The organism is Mesorhizobium sp. WSM4828, assembly GCF_055811175.1.
Window position 1 is genome coordinate 1 of the sequence record NZ_JBVVQK010000001.1, and the last position, 20,707, is coordinate 20,707.

Genomic DNA, 20,707 nt, shown 5'->3' on the forward strand with positions numbered 1-20,707 from the left:
CGCTGGAGGTGGTGCCGCGGCAATGGAAGGTGATCCAGCACGTGCGGGAGAAGTTCACCTGCCGCGACTGCGAGACGATCAGCCAGGCTCCGGCGCCCTTCCACGCCACCCCGCGCGGCTGGGCCGGTCCCGGCCTGCTGGCGATGATCCTGTTCGAGAAGTTCGGCCAGCATCAGCCGCTCAACCGCCAGGCCGAACGCTATGCCCGCGAAGGCGTGCCGCTCAGCCTGTCGACGCTCGCCGACCAGGTCGGCGCCGGCGCCGCGGCGCTGATGCCGCTGTTCAAGCGGCTCGAAGCCCATGTGCTGGCCGCTTCACGTCTGCACGGCGACGACACGACGGTGCCGGTCCTGGCCAAGGGCAAGACCGATACTGGCCGATTATGGACCTATGTGCGCGATGACCGACCGTTCGGCGGCGCCGACCCGCCGGCGGCAGTGTTCTACTATTCCCGCGATCGCCGAGGCGAACATCCCGCGGCGCATCTCGCCGGCTGGAGCGGCATTCTGCAAGCCGATGCCTTTGGTGGTTACGGCGATCTCTATGCGACGGGTCGTCAGCCGGCCCCTGTTCTGGAGGCCAGCTGCTGGGCCCACAGCCGGCGCAAAGTGTTTGAGCTGGCCGATGTCGAAGCGGCGGCGCGCAAGAAGGCGCACGGCGAGAAGCCCAACCTGGTCTATCCGCTGGCGGTCGAAGCCGTGAAGCGCATCGATGCCCTGTTCGATATCGAGCGCGCGATCAACGGCCTGTTGCCGGCCCAACGCCACGCCGTGCGCCAGGAGCGGAGCGCGCCGCTGGTCACCGAGCTCGAGTGCTGGATGATCGAGACACGCGACAAGCTCTCGCGCGGACACGACCTGACCAAGGCGTTCAACTACATGCTGCGCCGCTGGTCATCCTTCACCCGGTTCCTCGACGATGGGCGGATCTGCCTATCCAACAATGCAGCCGAGCGAGCCCTGCGCGGCATCGCTCTCGGAAGAAAGTCCTGGCTGTTCTGCGGTTCCGATCGCGGCGGACAGCGCGCTGCCGTTCTCTACAGCCTGATCGTCAGCGCCAATATGAACGATATCGACCCGCAGGCCTGGCTCGCCGACGTCCTCGCCCGACTGGCCGCCTATCCGGCCCATCGGATCGATGATCTGCTGCCGTGGAATTGGAGATCCGCAAAACTGCAGACCCAACCAGCGGCGGCCTGATCATGCAGCGCAATAAGGTGCATCACGTCTACACCGTCGAACGTGTCGCCAGGGACCTCGGCGTCAGCGAAGCGCTCGTCCACGAACTGACCCTCGGGCTGGAGCCCGAGGACGGCGTCATCTGGGTGTACGGCGCCAACGATGACGACGGGATCTTGGCCTTCACCGATGAAGGCATCGAGGAGGTCAAACTCCTCCTCCAAGAATATCATCGCGTCTCCCCATCGAAAGCTTGACCCCAGCACACCGGTGCTCAGGTCCTCATGGCCACCAAATACGCACGTCTGCGGTCTTCACCGGATGGGTACAGTCTAGGCCGGGTTTATCGAGCGCCACCATGGCGACCGCACAGATCGCAAATCTCCGCGCCCACCGGAACCGACCCGCCACGCAGCCGGTTAACTCCGCATGAAGCTCACCACCAACCCAAGGGCCACACCCATGAGCATCCTGCAAACCACGAAGAAAGCCGTCGAGCAGGTCACCGGCATCGCCAGGCCGGGCAAGCGCGAGGTTCCCGATCTCGTCAGGCCGCGCAAACCGAACGAGTTTCGCTTCAGCGATGATGGCCTCGTGCCCAACCATCCGTCCTGGCCGCTTGTCGTCTTTCGCGGCGCCGTGAAGCTGCCAGAGGAATTCGATCCGGCGGCGGTCATGGAGACGCTTTTTGACGCCAATGGCTGGGCCGATAGCTGGCGCGACGGCATCTACGACTACGTCCACTACCATTCGCGCATCCACGAGGTGCTTGGCGTGGCGCGCGGCACGGCGAAAGTCCGGTTTGGCGGCAACAAGGGACGAACGCTGTCGCTGAAGGCCGGCGACGTCGCGGTGCTTCCGGCCGGCACCGGGCACCAGCGTCTTTCCGCGTCCGACGACTTTCTGGTCGTCGGCGCCTATCCTCCATCCGGCACCTATGACCTGTGTACGACTGCCGCCGATCATGCCAAGGCGGTGGTGACGATCCCCAGGGTCGGCCGTCCGCGCAAGGACCCTGTCTACGGAGCCAAAGGCCCGTTGCTCGCAGCCTGGAAAAGCGACTGAAGCCGTTCTTTTCGAAGGGGCTGCGGGTTGGCTTCAGGGCTCAAACCGAACCTTTGACCAACATCTACTGCGCCCCCGACTAAGAAGGCCGCTTTGTAGATAGATGGCGAAGCGGATCGTGCCGCTGTCGGCGTGCGCAGCGCTGGCGATCAGGCTTGGTGCTATACTATTGCAGTGACCCTGCCCGACGCATTGAGGCGACAACTGACTTGCGCCTGCCGGACTTCGATGCCACCTTTTCCAGCGTAGTCTATTCGCACCTCGATCGGCGCCGTGAGTCCACCCCGACCTTGATGCAATGCGCCTGCGCTTACCGCGTGGACATTGACGGCGCCAAGTGGCGTCGCAGCGGCCACGATCGCCGTGCGGCAGGCTCGCACGACCGCAACCGGCGTACCTGGTTTCGCTGTCAGTGGTCCCGGAGATCGAAAGGGATACCCGTTGGTGGAGTCGCCGTCACCGGCTTTGGAAGGCCTGAGGACGGGTGGCAGGACGATGGATTGCCGGGCGGTCTTGGCAGGGGCAGGGGCCGTCGCTGCAGTCGAACTGTCGGGTGCGGTTGCCGCTTCGTTTTCGGCGGACGGATCGTCGCCCACACTGGTACTTGTGCTTGTGTCACCAACGTTGCCGCTGGCACCAACGCCTGCGTCGACTGATCCGTCATCCGCACCGACCGAAGCTCCAACATTTGCCCCGCCTACGCCGTCGACGCTCGTGCCCGCCCCCACAGATACGCCTTGCGAACCGGCGCTCACTCCAGCACCGACCCCGACACCGCCCTCCCTACCACCCACCCCTGCTTCAAGAGCCGAGGCAGGCCCAATTGTGATCCCGATCGTCAACGCGGCTGCGACATACTTCTTCATTGTCGTCTCCCTGCGGCATCCATTTCGCTCCCTAGTCTTCACTGGCGCGGCTCGAGCTTTTTGATGGCCGTGTTGGAAGCAATGCTGCGGGAAGAGGTATGGTTGCGAGCAGAACGGTTTGCGGCGGCTTTTGGACCTTCATTTTCTGTTTTTTCGGCAAGCCCGGTTTACGGGCTGGTTGGGCGTCCGAACGCGATAACCTACTTGCAAGTGCACTCGCGGGGGTACGCGCTTTCGGCGAGCGCTCCACAGCCGCAGTGCGACGCTTACCCTTGACGATATCAATTGCCTCACGCGCGGCACTGAGGCTGCGGGCTAGACCGACAGCCCTTTCACGCTCTTGCTCGAGCGCCGCACTCAATTCTGCCGAGTTCTGCTTTAAAGCATCGCGTTCCTGGCGAACAATATCGAGGTCACGCACTGCTGAATCTGCTCGTTCGCGTCCCAGCTCGAGTGTTTCTCGAGCCTGCTTTAGAGCGGCCTCGGCCACCTGTCGGTCCCTTATGGCGTTGGCCTGCTCGACGGCTGCCAGCTTTGCGCCTGCCTTAAGAGCATCGATAGTTTGGCGAGCCGTGGTAAGTTCTTGCTCCAAGAGCTCGACCTTGTGCCGCTCGTCATCAAGCGTTCGCTTCGCAGCAAGCTGGGAGGCGTCCATAGAGGGGTGCGCTCCAGGCGCGGCAGCCTCCTCGCTGTTCCAGAGACTGGCTTCGGCCCTGTAGCTTTCGATAACGCGCTGCGCCGTCTCCAGATCGAGCCCGAGCGCTTCCTCTGTTCGCTGCTGCTCTTTCAGGGCTTGTGCTTGCTGAGCCACCGTCTCTGCCAGTAGGTGTGCCTGGGCGCTTAGCTCACGGACGCCGCGCTGCATAACCTCTAGCTCCGCTCGTGCTGCGGCCAATTCGCGGCGTAAAGCCTCCTCATGCTCGCCGAGCGGCGTTTGCGCGCCCTCCTTGAGTGCCTGTGTTTCGCTGAGCACCAGCTCTCTAGATGTATGGGATCCGAGCGCGCTCGGTTGTGACTTGCCCGGTTCTTTGCCGACCTCGGTGTGTTCGGAAACCACGACCGACGAGCTGTCGTTAGCTGTGGCAACCGCTGGCGCTTCGGGCGCCAACTGACCATTTGCCGGAAATGCCAACAGCAGAACGAGGCATAACGGAATGAGGGACGGCATGGCGGTACACCCCCTGCCGCGTATCTCGTGAAGTAAAATCAAGGGCCGTCGTTTAATAAAGGTGAAGTCACAGCGGAGGGATTTTGACCTGGTACTCTGCGCATGATTCATCACTGAACCTCACCGATCGCGGCCCTCACCGCTATTGTATTCTCCACTTACTGCACGCCGCGGCAACGTGGATGCCGCATCAAAGATCAATGCTAGTGAAGCACCCTCGGCAACGCCAAAGCACGGAATTGCGCGCAAAGGCTGTTTCCTATTTCCTTAGTTGTCATCATTCGAACAAACGGAACTTTCGGCTTTCGGGATGACCATCTTCCCTACGGAACGGCTGTGATGCGGCGCAAAGCAGCCATTCAGGTCTGCGAAGGTCGACTTCGGGTCAACACCAAACTTCCGCTAGATGGTACAGCGTACCTCACCCAGCCAGTACCGCTGCATCCAGCCCGCGAATGATCTTGGCCAGCTCGACGCATTCGTCGTGACGGACCTTGTTGCGCCGCCAGGCCAGGCAGATCGTGCGTTGCGGCATTGGTTCCTGGAACGGCACGATCTTCAAGTCGGGGATGGTGCTGGCCGGCCCGGCCGCCATTTCCGGGATGAGCGTGACGCCGAGCCCGTGCGCCACCATCTGTAAGAGCGTCGTCAGGCTGGTCGCGCCGTAGCTTGCCATGGCCACCGGCCGCACGCTGCCGCAGACGGCGAGCGCCTGTTCGCGCAGGCAGTGGCCTTCCTCCAGCAGCATCAGCCGCTCCAGCGCCGGGCTTTCCGGCGGCACCGGCGGCGAGGCGAAGGCGGGATCGCCGGCAGGCACGGCCAGGAAGAACCGGTCGGAGAAAAGTTCCTCGGTAACCAGGCCGGGATAGTCGAGCGGCAGCGCCGCGACGAAGGCGTCGAGCTTTCCCGAGCTGGTGTCCTCGACCAGCGAAGCGGTCACCGCCTCGCGCAACTCCAGCTGCAAGGCCGGGAAATGCCGTTTCAGCTCCGGCAGCACATGCGGCAGCAGGTAAGGCGCCACCGTCGGGATGATGCCGAGCCGGAAGCGGCCTTCCAGCGCCGGGCGGCCGCGCCGGGCGGTGGCCTCGACGTCGCTGATATCGGCAAGAATGCGCTCGATGCGCGGCAGCAGGGCCTGCGCCTCGTCGGTCATGCGCACCGCCTTGCCGCCGCGCTCGAACAGCCGGCAATTAAGCCGCAGCTCCATCTCGGCGATCTGCGAAGAAAGCGCCGGCTGGCTGACGCCGGCGAGTTTTGCCGCGCGGCCGAAATGCAGCGTCTGCGCCAGCGCTTCGAAATAATGCATCTGCCGGACGGTCAAACCGATCATAAGGAAAACCTATCAGAATAAACAGCAAAGGCAATTTGTCTTTATCGGCTGGGCAGGCTAGTCTGGAATCATTCCAGAATGGCGCGGCCGCTGGCCCTGCCCGGAAAATCAACAAAATCCCGGAAAATCAACAAAATCGGAGGCAAAGATGGACGCGAAAACCGACGACAACAGCGCCGGCAAATGCCCGGTCCCACATGGATCGGCCAGGAGGAGCAACCGTGACTGGTGGCCGAACCAGCTTGATCTTGGCGTCCTCCACCAGCAGTCCAGCCTCTCGGACCCGATGGACGAGGACTTCGACTACGCCAAGGAATTCAAGAGCCTCGATCTCGATGCGGTGATCAGGGATCTGCACCAGGTGATGACCGATTCGCAGGATTGGTGGCCGGCCGATTTCGGCCATTACGGCCCGCTCTTCATCCGCATGGCCTGGCACAGCGCCGGCACCTATCGCATCGGTGACGGCCGTGGTGGCGCCGGCGCCGGCCAGCAGCGTTTCGCGCCGCTCAACAGCTGGCCGGACAACGCCAATCTCGACAAGGCGCGCCGGCTGCTGTGGCCGATCAAGCAGAAATACGGCAGGAAAATCTCCTGGGCCGACCTGTTGATCCTCACAGGCAACGTCGCCTTGGAATCGATGGGCTTCAAGACCTTCGGCTTCGCCGGCGGCCGCGCCGATGTATGGGAGCCCGAGCAGGACGTCGACTGGGGATCGGAAACCAAGTGGCTCGCCGACGAGCGCTATTCCGGCGACCGCGAACTTCACGGCCATCTCGGCGCCGTGCAGATGGGGCTGATCTACGTCAACCCGGAAGGGCCGAACGGCACGCCCGATCCATTGGCCTCGGCACGCGACATCCGCGAAACCTTCGCCCGCATGGCCATGAACGACGAGGAAACCGTGGCGCTCATCGCCGGCGGTCACACTTTCGGCAAGACCCACGGCGCCGGCGATGCATCGCTGGTCGGGGCGGAGCCGGAAGGCGCCGGCATCGAGGCGCAGGGCCTCGGCTGGTCGAGCAAGCATGCCACCGGCATTGCCGGCGACGCCATCACCTCGGGCCTCGAGGTGACCTGGACCACGACGCCGACCAAATGGAGCAACAACTTCTTCGACAATCTGTTCAACTACGAATGGGAGCTGACCAAGAGCCCGGCCGGCGCCCATCAGTGGACGCCGAAGGGCGGCGCCGGTGCAGGCACCGTGCCGGACGCGCACGACCCGGCCAAGCGCCGCGCGCCGGCGATGCTGACCACCGACCTCGCGCTGCGCGTCGACCCGGCCTACGAGAAGATTTCGCGGCGTTTCCACCAGAATCCGGACCAGTTCGCCGATGCCTTCGCCCGCGCCTGGTTCAAGCTGACGCATCGCGACATGGGTCCCGCCGTCCGCTATCTCGGCCCGCTCGTGCCGCAGGAAGAGCTGATCTGGCAGGATCCGATACCGGCAGTCGACCACGAACTGGTCAACGAGCAGGATATCGCCTCGCTGAAGGCGAAGATCCTGGCCTCCGGCCTGTCCGTTTCCGAACTGGTCTCGACCGCCTGGGCCTCGGCCTCGACTTTCCGCGGCTCCGACAAGCGCGGCGGCGCCAATGGCGCACGCATTCGGCTGGCGCCGCAGAAGGATTGGGAGGTCAACCAGCCGGCGCAGCTGGCCAAGGTGCTCGAGACGCTCGAAGGCATCCAGAAGGGCTTCAATGCCTCGCAGACAGGCGGCAAGAAGGTCTCGCTTGCCGACCTCATCGTTCTCGGCGGCGTCGCCGCGATCGAGAAGGCGGCCAAAGACGGCGGCCATGACGTCAAGGTGCCCTTCACGCCGGGCCGCATGGACGCCTCGCAGGAACAGACCGATGTCGAGTCCTTCGCCGCGCTCGAGCCGAAAGTCGATGGCTTCCGCAACTATGTCAGGGGCAAGCCGCCGATGTCGGTCGAAGCGATGCTGGTCGACCGGGCGCAGCTGCTGACCTTGACGGCGCCGGAGATGACGGTGCTCGTCGGCGGGTTGCGGGTGCTCGGCACCAACACCGGCCAGTCGAAGCACGGGGTGTTCACTGACAGGCCGGGCACGTTGACCAACGATTTCTTCGTCAACCTGCTCTCCATGAACACGGTGTGGGATCCGGCCGCCGGCTCCGATGAAGTCTACGAAGCACGCGACCGCAAGACCAGGGCGGTCAAGTGGACCGGCACCCGCGCGGACCTCATCTTCGGCTCACACGCACAGTTGCGTGCGCTTGCCGAGGTTTACGGATCGGCCGACGCCGGGCAGAAGTTCGCCCGGGATTTCGCCGCTGCCTGGGCCAAGGTGATGAACGCCGACCGTTTTGACCTCGCGGCCTGATCCGGGCACACGAACTTCTCGACGCAACAAAAAGGCGCGGGCCTCGACCCGCGCCTTTTTCGTTGGGCTTGCGAAAAGTCAGTCCTTCTCGAAGATACCGGCCTTGGCAACCACGCCGGCAATGGCGCCGCCGATCAACGGCGCGACGATGAACAGCCAGAGCTGGCCGATCGCCGCAGTTCCCGAAAACAGCGCCGGTCCGATCGAACGGGCCGGGTTGAGCGATGTGCCGGTCACCGGGATGATGGCGAAGTGCAGGCCGGCCAGCGTCAGGCCGATGACGAGGCCGGCGAAGGCCGTGGTGTGCTTGGCGTTGGTGACGCCGAGGATGACCGTGACGAAGGTGAAGGTGCCGATCAGCTCCCACAGGAAGGCCGAGCTGACGCCCCATTTCGTCACGTCCCAGCCATTGGCGCCGAAGCCGCCGGTGTGGCCGCCGACCTGTCCGGAGACGATGATCCACAGTGCCAGCGAGGCGATGATGGCGCCGATGACCTGTGCGATCCAATAGGGAATGACATCCCTGGCCGGCATCCGCCCGGCGAGGAACACGCCGAGCGTCACCGCCGGATTGAGGTGCGCGCCCGAAATCGGGCCGATCGCATAAGCCGCCGCGATGAGGCCGATGCCGAACGCCAGACCGATACCTTCCTGGCCAAGCGGCAGCGCGCCGCCGAAGCCGCCCGTCACCACCGAAGCCGTGCCGATGAACACCAATAGAAACGTGCCTAGAACTTCCGCCAGATAAGTTTTCATTGCCCTCTCCTCGTATCGACCCGCGGCTTCGCCTTTTTCTGCGACGCGAATCACCGCGCAAAGAGTATTCGCAACCGCAAAAGTTGCAAAGCAGAGCAGTTGCACCAGCCGGCGTGCTTGTGCGTGTCAGTTGCGCGCTTTAGAGCGGCATACGTTCACTTGCGCGCACAAAGCACCCTTTAGCCACTTTGGAATCCACGCATCGTGCTTTCCGAAAATCGGTTTCCGATTGTCGGGCCGATGCGATAGAGCAGGGCCGCAAATAGTTTGCTGAGTAATGGAAGACGACAATGAGACTGGGCGGGCGGCTGGCTGCAGCCATCGAAGTGCTTGACGACATCGGCCGGCGCCACCGGCCGGTGGCCGATGCGCTGAAGGACTGGGGCCTGTCGCACCGCTTCGCCGGTGGCGGCGACCGCGCCGCGATCGGCAACATCGTCTATGACGCGCTGCGCCGCAAGCGCTCGGCCGGCTGGCTGCTCGGCGAAGACACGCCGCGCGCCATCGGCTTCGGCGCGCTGCTGCTCGAATGGGGCCAGACGGCGCAGTCGCTGAACGAGGCGCTCGAGGGCGACAAGTTCGCGCCGTCGCTGCTTACCGCCGACGAACTGACAACGCTGGCAGCTCGCCGGCTTGCCGATGCGCCGCCGGCTGTCAGGGCAGACATCCCCGACTGGTGCATGCCGCTGTTCGAACGGGCGTTCGGCACGACCTGGGTGGAAGAGGGTGCCGCGCTTGGCACTCGCCCGCCGCTCGACCTCAGGGTCAACACGCTGAGGGCCGATCGCGGCAAGGTGCTGGCGGAATTGGCGGAGACCGGCGCCAAGCCCGCCCGGATCGCGCCGCACGGCATCCGAATCCCGCCGATCGAAGGCGATGGCAGGCACCCGAACGTACAGGCCGAGCCGGCCTTCCAGAAAGGCTGGTTCGAGGTTCAGGACGAGGGTTCCCAGATTGCGGCCGAACTGGCCGGCGCCGAGCCTGGCATGCAGGTGCTCGACTTTTGCGCCGGCGCCGGCGGCAAGACGCTGGCGCTGTCGGCGGCGATGGACAATCGCGGCCAGATCTTCGCCCACGATGCCGAGAAGGCAAGGCTGGCGCCGATCTTCGACCGCATACGCCGCTCGGAAAACCGCAATGTGCAGATCGTCACCAAGCCGGCCGAGCTCGCGCCGCTCGGCAAGCATATGGACATCGTCCTGATCGATGCGCCTTGCACCGGCAGCGGCACCTGGCGGCGCCGGCCGGATGCCAAATGGCGGCTGACGCAAAGGCAGCTCGACGCCCGCAAGGGCGAGCAGGAGACGATACTCGATGCCGCCAGGGACTTCGTCAAACCCGGCGGCCTGCTGGTCTACATCACCTGTTCGGTGTTCGACGAGGAAAATGGCGACCAGGTTTCGGCCTTCCGGGACCGCCATCCCGGTTTTGTCCCGGTCGATCACCGCCAGCTTTGGGACAGCCGTTTTGCGGGCCACGAAGCGGCAGTGCGTATTGGGGCTGCGGGCGGCATTTCGCTGTCGCCGTTGCTGAGCGGCACCGACGGCTTTTACTTCTGCGCGCTGCGCCGCGCCGGCTGAACCTTTGCCATGGACACAGAGCCGGGCAGAATGCTGCAGTGCAGCATTTGCGATTGCCTGCCGCCCACCCCTCTGCGATAAATGCCTTTGCAATAAGATTTGCCGAGAAACGAAGGTCGACGGCCATGGCAGCAAAGATCGTTCCTGCTCCCGATTATGAAGACCGCGTCAGGACATCCTTTGCGCGCCAGAAAGCGATGATGACGATTGGCGCCGAGCTGACGCTGGTGACGCCCGGCATCATCGAGATCGAAATGCCCTATTCGGCGGCACTGACGCAGCAGCACGGCTTTCTCCATGCCGGCGTCATTTCGACGGCACTCGACTCGGCCTGCGGCTATGCGGCATTCTCGCTGATGCCGGAAAATTCCGGTGTGCTGACTATCGAGTTCAAGGTCAATCTGCTGGCGCCCGGCCGGGGCGAGCGCTTCCTGTTCCGCGGCTCGGTGACCAAGCCCGGCCGCACCATCATCGTCGCAGACGGACAAGCCTATGCGTTCGCCACCGACGGCGAGGCCAAGCTGATCGCCACAATGACCGGGACGATGATGACAGTGCTCGGCCGCGACGGTATCGAGGGGTGAGGAGCGGTCCGCGCAGCGGACGAAAAGCCCCTAAATGAGCTTTTCGAGCGACGAACGCCCGGAGCCATAGCGAAGGGCCGGGGACCGGTGAGGGCACGTCGCCCTTCTTACCTTCCGGCTCCGGTGGCAGGGCCAGAAAAAGGAGTAGATCGTCGTGACCGGTAAAGTGTCTCGCCTGTCCGGCAAGTCCGTTCTCTTCGTCATGGCGGCCGAAGCCGAATACGGTCCACACCTGCAGCGGCTGTTCACGCCGCTGATGACCGGCGTCGGACCGGTCGAGGCCGGTGTCGGGCTCAGCGCCGAACTGTCCCGGCGGGCGGCCGAAAACGCGCTGCCGGATCTCGTCGTGTCGCTCGGGTCGGCGGGCAGCCGGACGCTGGAGCAGACCGAAATCTACCAGGCCGTTTCAGTTGGCTACCGCGACATGGACGCCTCGCCATTGGGCTTCGAGAAGGGCGCCACGCCGTTCCTCGACCTGCCCGTCAGCGTGCCGCTGCCGTTCAGGATACCAGGTATCAGGCCGGCGACGCTGTCGACCGGGGCGGCAATAGTCACCGGCGCCGCTTACGACGCGGTCGCCGCCGACATGGTCGACATGGAGACTTTCGCCTGCCTGCGTGCCTGCCAGCTGTTCGACGTGCCGCTTATCGGCCTGCGCGGCATTTCCGACGGCGCGGCCGATCTGAGGCATGTCGGCGATTGGACCGAATACCTGCACGTCATCGATGAGAAGCTGGCCGCGGCGGTGCAACTGCTGGAACGGGCGATCGCCTCCCGCGCGATCGACTTCAAGCTTGTTGGGGCGGCAGGTTCTTAGCGTTGCCGAACAGCACGCCGATCATCCTGAAGCGAACGGCGTTGTCGCGATTGACGTAAGTGACTGACCCGGGCTCGTGATCGAGGGTCCAGCGTCCGGTCGCGCCGGTGTCCCAGTCGGCGACATAACCGTCATCGAGCATCCGCCAGCGCCCGCTTCGCGCCTCGCCATCGTCGAGCAGCATGTGCGCGGCACCCTCGCTTTCAAAAAAGACGTAAGCCTCCTTGCCGTTTCGCTCCAACACATGGGTCATCCCCGGAATGAGCGTTGCAAGGGTTTCCTTCTGAAGTGCTGCCATGATTTCCTCCTGAATTGAAGTCGCCGATTGCCTTGACCAGCATCGCCACTTAGAGTGAACTAGTAGTCAAGATGCTTGACTATGTATCGGGTGAGAAGAATTTGGTCAAGAGACTTGACGAAAAACCTGAAGCGCTGCCGGATCACATAGGTTGGCGGCTGTGGCAGGCGAGCCGCGCCTGGCAGACCGAGTTCGCCGCGGCGATGCGCGCTGCCGGCCATCAATGGTTCACCGAAGCGCGTGCCGGCCTGCTTGGACACATCCCCCGCGGCGGCATGCGCCAGTCGGCGCTGATCGAGCGCTCGGCGATCTCAAAGCAGGCGGTTCAGCAATTGCTCGACGGCTTGGAGACGGAAGGTGTGTTGCAGCGTCTGCCGGATCCGCAAGACGGCCGCGGCAAGCTTGTGCGTTACACGCGCAAGGGCCTGGACGCCCTCCGCGATGGCGACCGCATCAAGCTGCAGATCGAACGAAGCTATGTTGCCCGCCTTGGTAATGAGCGTTTCGCAGCGCTGATAGGCGCCTTGCGGTTACTCGATAGAACGCAAACTGATGCATTGGACAAAGCCTCTGGCGTTCAGGACGACGCACCTGAATCGGAGTGACCGCGCGACCTCACAACCCATTGCGCCGACTCGTTTCTTTCTCTAAACGCTCGCCATGAAAACAGCCAATCATCCCGACACCGTTCTGATTGTCGATTTCGGCAGCCAGTTCACCCAGTTGATCGCCCGCCGCATCCGCGAGGCCGGCGTCTTTTCCGAGATCGTGCCCTTCCAGTCGGCCGAGGCGGCGTTCACGCGCACCAATCCGAAGGCAGTGATCCTGTCCGGCGGTCCGGCCTCGACCGGCGACATCGGCAGTCCGCGCGCGCCGCAGATCGTCTTCGATGCCGGCGTGCCGGTGCTCGGCATCTGCTATGGCCAGATGGCGATGTGCGTGCAGATGGGCGGCATCGCCGAAAGCTCCGATCATCGCGAATTCGGCCGCGCCTTCGTCGAGATCGCCAAGGACAGCCCGCTGTTCGAGGGCTTGTGGGCGCCCGGCCAGCGCCACCAGGTGTGGATGAGCCATGGCGACCGCGTCATCACCCTGCCGGAGGGGTTCGAGGTGCTCGGAAAATCGGAGGGCTCGCCCTTCGCCATCTTCGGCAATGTCGAACGCAAGATGTACGGCCTCATGTTCCACCCCGAAGTGGTGCATACGCCGGACGGCGCCAGACTGCTCCGCAACTTCGTCCACAACATCGCCGGCATCGAAGGCGACTGGACGATGCGCGCCTACCGCGAGCACGCGGTCGAGACGATCCGCAAACAGGTCGGCAAGGGCAAGGTGATCTGCGCGCTGTCGGGCGGCGTCGATTCCTCGGTCGCGGCCTTGCTGATCCATGAGGCGGTCGGCGACCAGCTCACCTGCATCCTTGTCGACCACGGGCTGATGCGCAAGGACGAGGCGGCCGGCGTGGTGGAGATGTTTCGCCAGCATTACAATCTGCCGCTGATCCTGGTCGACGCTTGGGACCGTTTCATCGGCGCGCTCGAGGGCGAGTCGGACCCCGAGAAGAAGCGCAAGACCATCGGGCGGCTGTTCATCGAAGTGTTCGAGGAGGAGGCCGAGAAGCTCGGCGGCGCCGATTTCCTGGCACAAGGCACCCTCTATCCCGACGTCATCGAAAGCGTCTCTTTCAGCGGCGGCCCGTCCGTGACCATCAAGTCGCACCACAATGTCGGCGGGTTGCCCGAACGCATGAACATGCAGCTGGTCGAGCCGCTGCGCGAACTGTTCAAGGACGAGGTGAGGGCGCTCGGCAAGGAGCTCGGCCTGCCCGACAGCTTCATCGGCCGGCATCCGTTCCCCGGTCCCGGTCTTGCCATCCGCTGCCCGGGCGGCATTACCCGCGAAAAGCTGGAGATCCTGCGCGAGGCCGACGCCATCTATCTCGACGAAATCCGCAAGGCCGGCCTCTACGATGCCATCTGGCAGGCCTTCGCCGTGCTGCTGCCGGTGCAGACCGTCGGCGTGATGGGCGACGGCCGCACCTACGAATTCGTCTGCGCGCTGCGCGCCGTCACCTCGGTCGATGGCATGACGGCCGACTTCTACCATTACGACATGGCATTCCTGGGCGCCGCCGCCACCCGCATCATCAACGAGGTACGCGGCATCAACCGCGTCGTCTATGACGTGACGTCAAAGCCGCCGGGCACAATCGAGTGGGAGTGAGAAACGGCGGCAACAGCGTTCGGTGGCAATTTTTCGCAAGCCGGTCTGCGCCCACTTTCAGGACGATGTAAAGTCGGTTCCGGAAGGCGGTAGTGCGCCAGCGTAGAATGGCGCGCAAAAAGGTGGATCGAGTCGGACGGGCACGACGAGACCACCTCGGTTGATCGCGTTGCCAACGGGTTTGATGATTGGCCCCATCGGCGGCGGCCATCTCGTCGGAATTCTCTTCCGTCTAGTTGACGATCCACGCGGCCGGCCGTGAGATCGACGACTTCATCACCGTCGCACGCTCGCGCCCAGGCTGACGAGAAGCTCGTCCAGCTGCTCGAACTGCTCGGGCATCGCGTCCGCCGCCCCGGTGCCGGCAGCGTCGAGAGCTTCCTTCGAGGGATAGAGCTCGTGCATGACCAGCAGCGTCTTGCCACCTTTTTCCTCGAAGGTCACCGTGGTGACGGGTCCACCGTCACCACCTTCGTCATTGGTCCAGACGAGGCGCGAGTGCGGTGTCACTTCGATATACCTACCGAAGAACTCGTCAGGTTTTGTGGCATCGTGGCCGAAAACCAAACGGTACCTGCCCCCGGCACGAACATCCATCTCGCAGGAACGCAGGAACATACCCATCGATTTTGGTGCCCACCACCGCTTAAACAGCTCGGGTTTGGTCCACGCCTCGAACACGATGCGCGCAGGGGCGTCAAAGGTTCGCGTAACGACCAGCTCCCGGTCGGACTTCCGTTCCACCGTCGTGCGGTTCTTCATGGGAGTGCGCTCATTATCTCTTCTTTCCTCCATCGACTTTCTCCTTCCGTTTCAGTTCCTCGACAACCTTGTCCAACTCGTCGAAGCGTGCGTCCCAGAGCTGGCGGTATCTTTCGATCCATGCCGCCTCTTCCTCCAGTCGGCGCAGGCCGAGCTTGCAGGTCCGCACGCGCCCGATCTTCTCCGTGGTGACGAGCCCCGCCTGCTCCAAGACGCCGACATGCTTCTTCATGCCCGTGAGGGTCATGTGGAACTTCTCGGCAAGCTCTGTGATCGAAGCGTCCGTACGTCCGAGCTGCTCCAGAACGCCGCGTCGGGTGGCGTCCGAGAGTGCGGCGAACGAGGCATCGAGACAGGTCTGAGTATACTGAACCATGTGGTTCAGTATTAACAGACGGGTGGGCGGCGTGCAAGGGGAGACCGAGTTGGTTGCGTTGCCGGTCGCCCCTTCTGGTAAACCGCAAGCGATTAGCGGATGTTCAAGTCGGAGCAGGGTCGGTGAGGAAGGGCATGATGTCCACGCCGTCTCCTGGGAAGACCGTGAAATGCGGGTGGTTCTCGAACAGGCGGGCGGCGGCATCGATGGTATCGGCCTCGACGACAATATAGCCGCAGAAAGGGTTCACGGCGTCGGCGATGCCGTCCCTGGTAACGCGCCTCGTCTTACCGACCATGCCGCCGCGATCGGGGAAAAATGCGGCATTTCTCTCCTCCCAGTCCGCCCACTGCTGTAGGCCGACGGCATCAATCGCATCCTGCTCGGGCTTAGGCAGGCTGCGAAAGCGGGCGAGGTCTTCGGGCTTCATGGTGTAGACGGCAAGAAAACGGGGCATACGGCGGTTTTTTCTTCGTGCTGGCAGAAGCGTCCTAGATTAGTCTCCTGGAGGGCCCAAGTCACTGCGCATTACCACCCTCTAAATGCCCGCCCGGCAATTTGCGTCAGTCCTGTCGATGCCTATCGGTGAGCGCAGGTCCGAGTTTATGGGGGCTGCCTTGTTCACCCTCGGCGATCGCTCCGGCGCGCCGGATTGCCGTAAACTCACCTCAACCAGTCTTTGCTTGAGCGGAGCAACTCCTGATTTCCCGCTTCGGCGAAGTGGCCGAAGGGCTTCAGGCTAATGCTAATGATGGCGCGAGGCTGAAGCCTGGCCATCCATCTCGAACGCTGACATGCCGGCGGACGGAACTGCTCCACCACCAGACCAACGGGCACATCAAACGCCATCCTTGTTCAGGGACAGCCCGAATTCAGTCTGGCCGCCAACGATGTGCTCACGATTGTCCAGCCGAAGAATCACGGAGCAGCAGGTGCGACCCGACCTCCACGATAGACCTGATGGCCGGGAGCAGCTCCCGCCCCAACGAGGTCAGCTCATATTCGACGGTCGGCGGCGATGTCGCCATCACCTTGCGACCGAGTACGCCGCGCGCCTCGAGATCCCGCAGCCTGGTTGTCAGTACCTTCGCCGAAACGGCTGGGATATCGCGGCGGAGTTCCGAGAACCGACGCGGGCCTTCGCTCAGGGACCAGAGCACCTCGGGTGTCCAGCAGCCGCCAAGCAGCGCCATGCACCTCGACATGGGGCAGCCGGCGAGACCCTTCACCTTTTTTCGCACTTTAAGAACCATCGCGCACCCTTCTCGGGGAGTTTCCAGTTGGTTACCGGAAAATTGCGGTAACTACAAGATACGTGGTTTCCAATGGTAACGAGGGCCGCTATTCGAAGGCTCTCCGATCCACGCAACCACGAAATGGGCTGAACGATGTACGCAATAACTGGAGCAACAGGACAGCTTGGCCGCCTGGTGATGGAGGCACTGGTGAAGACCATTCCGGCCGACCGGATCGTCGCGGCGGTCCGTAATCCGGCAAAGGCCAGCGATCTGGCGGAGCGCGGTGTGATCGTGAGGGAGGCGGACTACGACCGTCCCGACACGCTCGCCCCCGCCTTCGCCGGCGTCCAGAAACTGCTGCTGATTTCCTCGACCGAAGTCAGCGGCCGCCTGCCGAAGCATCGCGCCGTGATCGAGGCAGCCCAACGGGCCGGGGTTTCGTTGATCGCTTACACCAGCATGCTGCACGCCGACACGTCTCCCGCAACGCTCGCGGTCGAGCATCGCCAGACGGAGGAGGTCATTGCGGCCTCGGGCCTTCCTGCCGTCATCCTGCGCAATGGCTGGTACATCGAAAACCACCTGCTGGCGCTTCCTGCGGCTCTGGAGCACGGCGCCTTCGTCGGCGCCGCGAACGACGGGCGCTTCTCGTCCACGGCGCGGCGGGACTATGCCGAAGCTGCGGCAGTGGTTCTGACCACCGACGACCAGGCGGGGAAGACGTACGAACTCGCCGCAGACCACGCCTTTACGCTCGCCGACCTTGCAGCGGAGGTCTCGCGGCAATCGGGCAAGGTTATCGCCTACAACGATCGTTCCCAAGCTGCCTATCAGGGCGTGTTGATGGGGGCCGGGCTGCCGGCCGACTTCGCTGCGCTTCTGGCCGATACCGACGCCGCAGCCTCACGCGGAGCGTTGTTCGACGATGGAGGCGCCCTCGGGCGGCTGATCGGTCGTCCGACCACCTCGATGCAAAGCCTCCTTGCGGCCGCATTGAGCGGTTGAAGCGGGGGCTCAGAACTCGACATGCATAGCGCCGCCGGTCGAAAGCGGATCCGGATCTTTCCATAACGGTACCAATCAGCTTATCGATTTTCTCGCCCGGCTTCTCCTTTCGTGGCGCCGAGGCGGTTGAGCAGATTGAGCGTGATCCTGCCGACGTCGTTCATGGCGCCTGCGGCCGGCAGCGCGCCGCACCAGGCAACCGAGCTTGCCGAAAAGATCAAGCCGCCTGCTGCGAGCTTTCGCAGGGTCATTTCGGCGCAGCGGCGGGCGACGCGTTGGGTATCCCCACCCGCATACCAGCGCGTCGGATCCTGGAAGAAGCTGTCGGGAAATCCGGTCGCACGCGCGATCACGACGGTGTCAGCGGACGTGCCGAGGGCTGGATCCGTCGCATCCACTTCGTAGCCCGCGGCACCGCCCAGCACGATGCCGTCGGTGCCGAAGGTTGCATTTTCAACGCCTTCGAACAGCCATGCGCATCCTGCTTCATGGCTTTCCTCAGTGCGCGTGAAGGGGTGCGCGCCTTCGAAGCCCATCAGTGAGATCGCGCCGCCGATCAGCGAGAATTCGCCTCGGCCGCGGGAGCGGAGATAGCCGCCTGGTTCGTTGGTGATCGACAGCGCCTGTTCGGCGACCGGGCCGTCCCAGGTGCGGCCGGCCTCCAGCGGCGAGCGCCGCAGCTCCATCAGGTCATCCTTGAAAGCCACAGTGGCAGCGAAGCCGTTGCCGCCGAGATAGGCGAGGCTGCCGCCTTCGGCCACAAACTGCCGCAGTGCCTGCTCCATCTCGATCGACATATATTCGGGGTGGCTGCCGGTGACGACGGCCTGATGTCGACGCAGACCATCTATGCCGCATTCGTGCAAATCGTGATCGGTCATGACGTCAAACACGATTCCATTGTCGTGGCAGAATCGGAGGAAGTGCAGATCGACCGGCAAATTGTGTGGGCAGCCGCAGAGCGGATAATCGTAATCGTCCCTGAGCGTCACTTTCGGCTTTTTGTAGGAGCAGATGGAAACACCGCTAAGGTCGGAATGGTAGTCGTAAAGAGATTTCAGATTGTTGGCGATCGCGAAGCGATGTCCCCGGTCGTCGCCTTTCCATTCATAAAGATGATCGGGGAGATATTCGTCCGCATAAGCGAGATAGGTGGCCGTCGGCACGAGATACAACAGCGGCGACGAAACCTGTGAAGAGGTGACGAAGAACACCACGCGTTCGTAACCACCCTCCCATTCGATCTGGAACGCGTAGACGCCTGGGCTTGCGTTTTCCGGGATCGTCACGCGGTGCGATGCCGGCCACTCAAGCGGGCCGATGTCGTCGTCGTGGCAATGGATAGCGTCGTAGTGCGACGGCACGAAACGAGGCTCGAAGCTCGATCCGTCCCAGCGTGCCGAAGTCATGCAGAAGGCTGGCTGATTCATCACATCGAGGAGCAGCTGATCGGCTCCGCCCGACGACCGGATCGGCTGCGTTGGCAACAGCGTCGGGAAATCCCAGGCAACAGTCCCCTGTGGGGTGTCGAGCCGGATCGCGGCAAATTTCGCGTTGAGGGTAGGTTGGTGGTGGGTAGCACCTGCGCCGAAATGGATGCTGCGCGCCTGGAGGTTCCGCGCAGGGCTGCCAAAACGTTCATGGAGTTCGTAAGGCGCGAGAAGATCATGGGATTTGATGCGCAGACGCGATTGCTCCTGCCGCAGATCCAACTCGACAGTGAGCCACACACCAGTTGGCGCCTTCTTCTCGACAAGGGTTTCGCCGCCGATTTCCACGACAAATGCGCCGTCGCGGAGGCGCAGCCCAAGGGCGCCTGCCTCCAGGATCGTGCGCGCACCTTCGTTGCGCGTGAGGAACAGCTCAAAACGTATGCCGTGGACGGCTTGTACTTTGGCCAGTTCGCCGGCTCGCATGAACAGGAACGACCCCTGGTCGAAATGCCGATGCCGTGCTTCACCTATCGTTTCGATGGGCCAGGCGAGAAATTCCGGAGCCGGCTTGTCGAGCCGGCAAATTCGTGTGGCCTTTATCGGCCGATCACATGACAGGCTGAGGCTGATCCGCTGGCCTGCTTTGGCACTCCAGGGGGTGGCATAACCAACCACGCTCATCGCGTCGTGGTCTACTGCGCGCTTCATCTATCCCTCCCGATGAACTCCAGATGGGCTGGGGCGAACCGCGTAGACCGGTCCGATGTCGACCAATGCGCTGCCGCTCTGACAAGCAAAGTTTCGCATGGCGCACTACAGCCATGATGTACATGCTTGTATAGATAAGCTGCATTCGGATAGTCTCGACACGATCGGTCCAAGCGCGACATTACCAAGGAGGATGACATGCGCAACGCATCTCTCTTCGACCTGTCAGGCAGGAAGGCGCTTGTAACCGGCGCAAGCCGCGGCATCGGGCGCAGCATCGCCGAGGCGATCAGCGCGGCCGGCGCCGACGTCGCGGTCACGGCGCGCAGCGTCGCCTCGCTCGAGGAGACGATGGCCGCAATCCGCACTGCCGGCGGGGTCGCGCATGCCATCGCCCTGGACGTCACCGATGTCGACCGCTGCCGGGCGGCGACAGCCGAGGCCGGCAACCTGCTCGGAGGTCTCGATATTCTCGTCAACAATGCGGGGGTGGAAGAGGTCCGGCCTTCACTCGATGTCGACGAGGCCTTGTGGGACAGGATTGTCGATACGAATCTCAAGGGCGCCTTCTTCTGCGCCCAGGCCGCCGCGCGGCAGATGAGAGATGCTGGACGACCCGGCGTCATTATCAATCTCTGCTCGCTGACCTCCGAGGTCGGGGTTCCCACGGCGGTGCCGTACGGCTCGTCGAAATCAGGCCTCCTCGGCATGACGCGGGCGCTTGCGGCGGAGTGGGCCGATCTTGGGATCCGGGTCAACGCCATTGCGCCTGGCTATTTCAGGACAGCGATGACAGACGTGTTCTACAGCAACGAGGCATGGCAGCAATCGATGCTCGCCAAGATTCCGCAGCGCCGTTTTGGTGATCTCTCGGACCTGCACGGAATCGCGGTGTTCCTTGCTTCGGATGCGGCAGCCTACATAACCGGCCAGTCCATTCCCGTGGATGGAGGCTTTCTCGCATCGATTTGAA

General features: G+C 63.4%; 20 protein-coding genes. 11 read left to right on the forward strand and 9 right to left on the reverse strand.

The window, feature by feature from the left end; all coding sequences use genetic code 11:
* The 3 genes from tnpC to AC0L2X_RS00015 all read left to right on the forward strand — a co-directional run.
* Positions 1-1,199 (forward strand): IS66 family transposase (gene tnpC / locus AC0L2X_RS00005; protein WP_473599216.1); only part of this gene is annotated, 1,199 nt, incomplete at its 5' end.
* Between the two features lie 2 nt (positions 1,200-1,201).
* A complete protein-coding gene (locus AC0L2X_RS00010; RefSeq protein ID WP_473556823.1) occupies positions 1,202-1,435 on the forward strand; it encodes a hypothetical protein in 234 nt (77 codons plus the stop codon).
* A 205-nt stretch (positions 1,436-1,640) separates the two neighbouring features.
* Positions 1,641-2,243 carry a cupin domain-containing protein gene (locus AC0L2X_RS00015; RefSeq protein WP_473562322.1) on the forward strand — a complete coding sequence of 201 codons (603 nt, stop codon included), beginning with the start codon at positions 1,641-1,643 and terminating at the stop codon, positions 2,241-2,243.
* Positions 2,244-3,140: 897 nt separating this feature from the next.
* Here the strand turns inward: AC0L2X_RS00015 and AC0L2X_RS00020 are convergent.
* Together AC0L2X_RS00020 and AC0L2X_RS00025 are read right to left on the reverse strand one after the other, a co-directional pair.
* The gene (locus AC0L2X_RS00020; protein WP_473599217.1) at positions 3,141-4,277 is read right to left on the reverse strand and encodes a hypothetical protein; all 1,137 of its coding nucleotides are present in this window, start codon (positions 4,275-4,277) and stop codon (positions 3,141-3,143) included.
* 421 nt (positions 4,278-4,698) lie between these two features.
* On the reverse strand, positions 4,699-5,607 hold the full coding sequence (locus AC0L2X_RS00025; protein ID WP_352488378.1) for a hydrogen peroxide-inducible genes activator: 909 nt from the start codon (positions 5,605-5,607) through the stop codon (positions 4,699-4,701).
* A gap of 148 nt (positions 5,608-5,755) precedes the next feature.
* Between AC0L2X_RS00025 and katG the strand changes: the two genes are divergently transcribed.
* Entirely contained in the window at positions 5,756-7,954 is a 2,199-nt protein-coding gene (katG, locus tag AC0L2X_RS00030) for a catalase/peroxidase HPI (RefSeq protein WP_473599218.1), read from the forward strand.
* A 78-nt stretch (positions 7,955-8,032) separates the two neighbouring features.
* Here the strand turns inward: katG and AC0L2X_RS00035 are convergent, their stop codons facing one another.
* A complete protein-coding gene (locus AC0L2X_RS00035) occupies positions 8,033-8,710 on the reverse strand; it encodes an MIP/aquaporin family protein (protein ID WP_023677138.1) in 678 nt (225 codons plus the stop codon).
* A gap of 290 nt (positions 8,711-9,000) precedes the next feature.
* On the opposite strand from AC0L2X_RS00035, the gene AC0L2X_RS00040 reads away from it, so the two are divergent.
* From AC0L2X_RS00040 to AC0L2X_RS00050, 3 genes are all read left to right on the forward strand, one after another.
* Complete coding sequence (locus AC0L2X_RS00040; RefSeq protein ID WP_473561142.1) at positions 9,001-10,290, forward strand: RsmB/NOP family class I SAM-dependent RNA methyltransferase; 1,290 nt, start codon at positions 9,001-9,003, stop codon at positions 10,288-10,290.
* A gap of 125 nt (positions 10,291-10,415) precedes the next feature.
* On the forward strand, positions 10,416-10,874 hold the full coding sequence (locus tag AC0L2X_RS00045) for a PaaI family thioesterase (RefSeq protein WP_473561140.1): 459 nt from the start codon (positions 10,416-10,418) through the stop codon (positions 10,872-10,874).
* A 154-nt stretch (positions 10,875-11,028) separates the two neighbouring features.
* On the forward strand, positions 11,029-11,691 hold the full coding sequence (locus tag AC0L2X_RS00050; RefSeq protein WP_473561138.1) for a 5'-methylthioadenosine/S-adenosylhomocysteine nucleosidase: 663 nt from the start codon (positions 11,029-11,031) through the stop codon (positions 11,689-11,691).
* On the opposite strand, the gene AC0L2X_RS00055 is transcribed toward AC0L2X_RS00050, so the two are convergent.
* Complete coding sequence (locus AC0L2X_RS00055) at positions 11,663-11,989, reverse strand: hypothetical protein (protein ID WP_473561136.1); 327 nt, start codon at positions 11,987-11,989, stop codon at positions 11,663-11,665. The two genes, AC0L2X_RS00050 and AC0L2X_RS00055, sit on opposite strands and share 29 nt — an antisense overlap.
* Before the next feature lie 71 nt (positions 11,990-12,060).
* Between AC0L2X_RS00055 and AC0L2X_RS00060 the strand changes: the two genes are divergently transcribed.
* Both AC0L2X_RS00060 and guaA read left to right on the forward strand, forming a co-directional pair.
* Entirely contained in the window at positions 12,061-12,594 is a 534-nt protein-coding gene (locus tag AC0L2X_RS00060) for a MarR family winged helix-turn-helix transcriptional regulator (protein WP_473561134.1), read from the forward strand.
* Between the two features lie 55 nt (positions 12,595-12,649).
* A complete protein-coding gene (gene guaA / locus AC0L2X_RS00065) occupies positions 12,650-14,212 on the forward strand; it encodes a glutamine-hydrolyzing GMP synthase (RefSeq protein ID WP_473561133.1) in 1,563 nt (520 codons plus the stop codon).
* Positions 14,213-14,488: 276 nt separating this feature from the next.
* Here the strand turns inward: guaA and AC0L2X_RS00070 are convergent, their stop codons facing one another.
* The 4 genes from AC0L2X_RS00070 to AC0L2X_RS00085 all read right to left on the reverse strand — a co-directional run bounded on the left by AC0L2X_RS00070 (position 14,489) and on the right by AC0L2X_RS00085 (position 16,543).
* Positions 14,489-15,007, reverse strand: a complete 519-nt coding sequence (locus AC0L2X_RS00070) for an SRPBCC family protein (protein WP_473552774.1) — start codon at positions 15,005-15,007, stop codon at positions 14,489-14,491.
* Complete coding sequence (locus AC0L2X_RS00075) at positions 14,988-15,350, reverse strand: ArsR/SmtB family transcription factor (RefSeq protein ID WP_473552776.1); 363 nt, start codon at positions 15,348-15,350, stop codon at positions 14,988-14,990. Before AC0L2X_RS00075 ends, AC0L2X_RS00070 begins: the two co-directional genes overlap by 20 nt.
* Positions 15,351-15,453: 103 nt before the next feature.
* Positions 15,454-15,807 (reverse strand): hypothetical protein, encoded by a 354-nt coding sequence (locus AC0L2X_RS00080; protein ID WP_352488411.1) that lies wholly within the window; start codon positions 15,805-15,807, stop codon positions 15,454-15,456.
* Positions 15,808-16,246: 439 nt separating this feature from the next.
* Positions 16,247-16,543 (reverse strand): winged helix-turn-helix transcriptional regulator, encoded by a 297-nt coding sequence (locus AC0L2X_RS00085; protein ID WP_473552779.1) that lies wholly within the window; start codon positions 16,541-16,543, stop codon positions 16,247-16,249.
* A gap of 195 nt (positions 16,544-16,738) precedes the next feature.
* Here AC0L2X_RS00085 and AC0L2X_RS00090 point away from each other — a divergent pair, with 195 nt between their 5' ends.
* On the forward strand, positions 16,739-17,593 hold the full coding sequence (locus AC0L2X_RS00090) for an SDR family oxidoreductase (RefSeq protein WP_473599219.1): 855 nt from the start codon (positions 16,739-16,741) through the stop codon (positions 17,591-17,593).
* A gap of 80 nt (positions 17,594-17,673) precedes the next feature.
* Here the strand turns inward: AC0L2X_RS00090 and AC0L2X_RS00095 are convergent, their stop codons facing one another.
* Entirely contained in the window at positions 17,674-19,734 is a 2,061-nt protein-coding gene (locus AC0L2X_RS00095) for a N,N-dimethylformamidase beta subunit family domain-containing protein (RefSeq protein ID WP_473552783.1), read from the reverse strand.
* A gap of 198 nt (positions 19,735-19,932) precedes the next feature.
* On the opposite strand from AC0L2X_RS00095, the gene AC0L2X_RS00100 reads away from it, so the two are divergent.
* Positions 19,933-20,706 carry an SDR family NAD(P)-dependent oxidoreductase gene (locus tag AC0L2X_RS00100; RefSeq protein ID WP_352488415.1) on the forward strand — a complete coding sequence of 258 codons (774 nt, stop codon included), beginning with the start codon at positions 19,933-19,935 and terminating at the stop codon, positions 20,704-20,706.
* Position 20,707 lies beyond the last annotated feature (1 nt).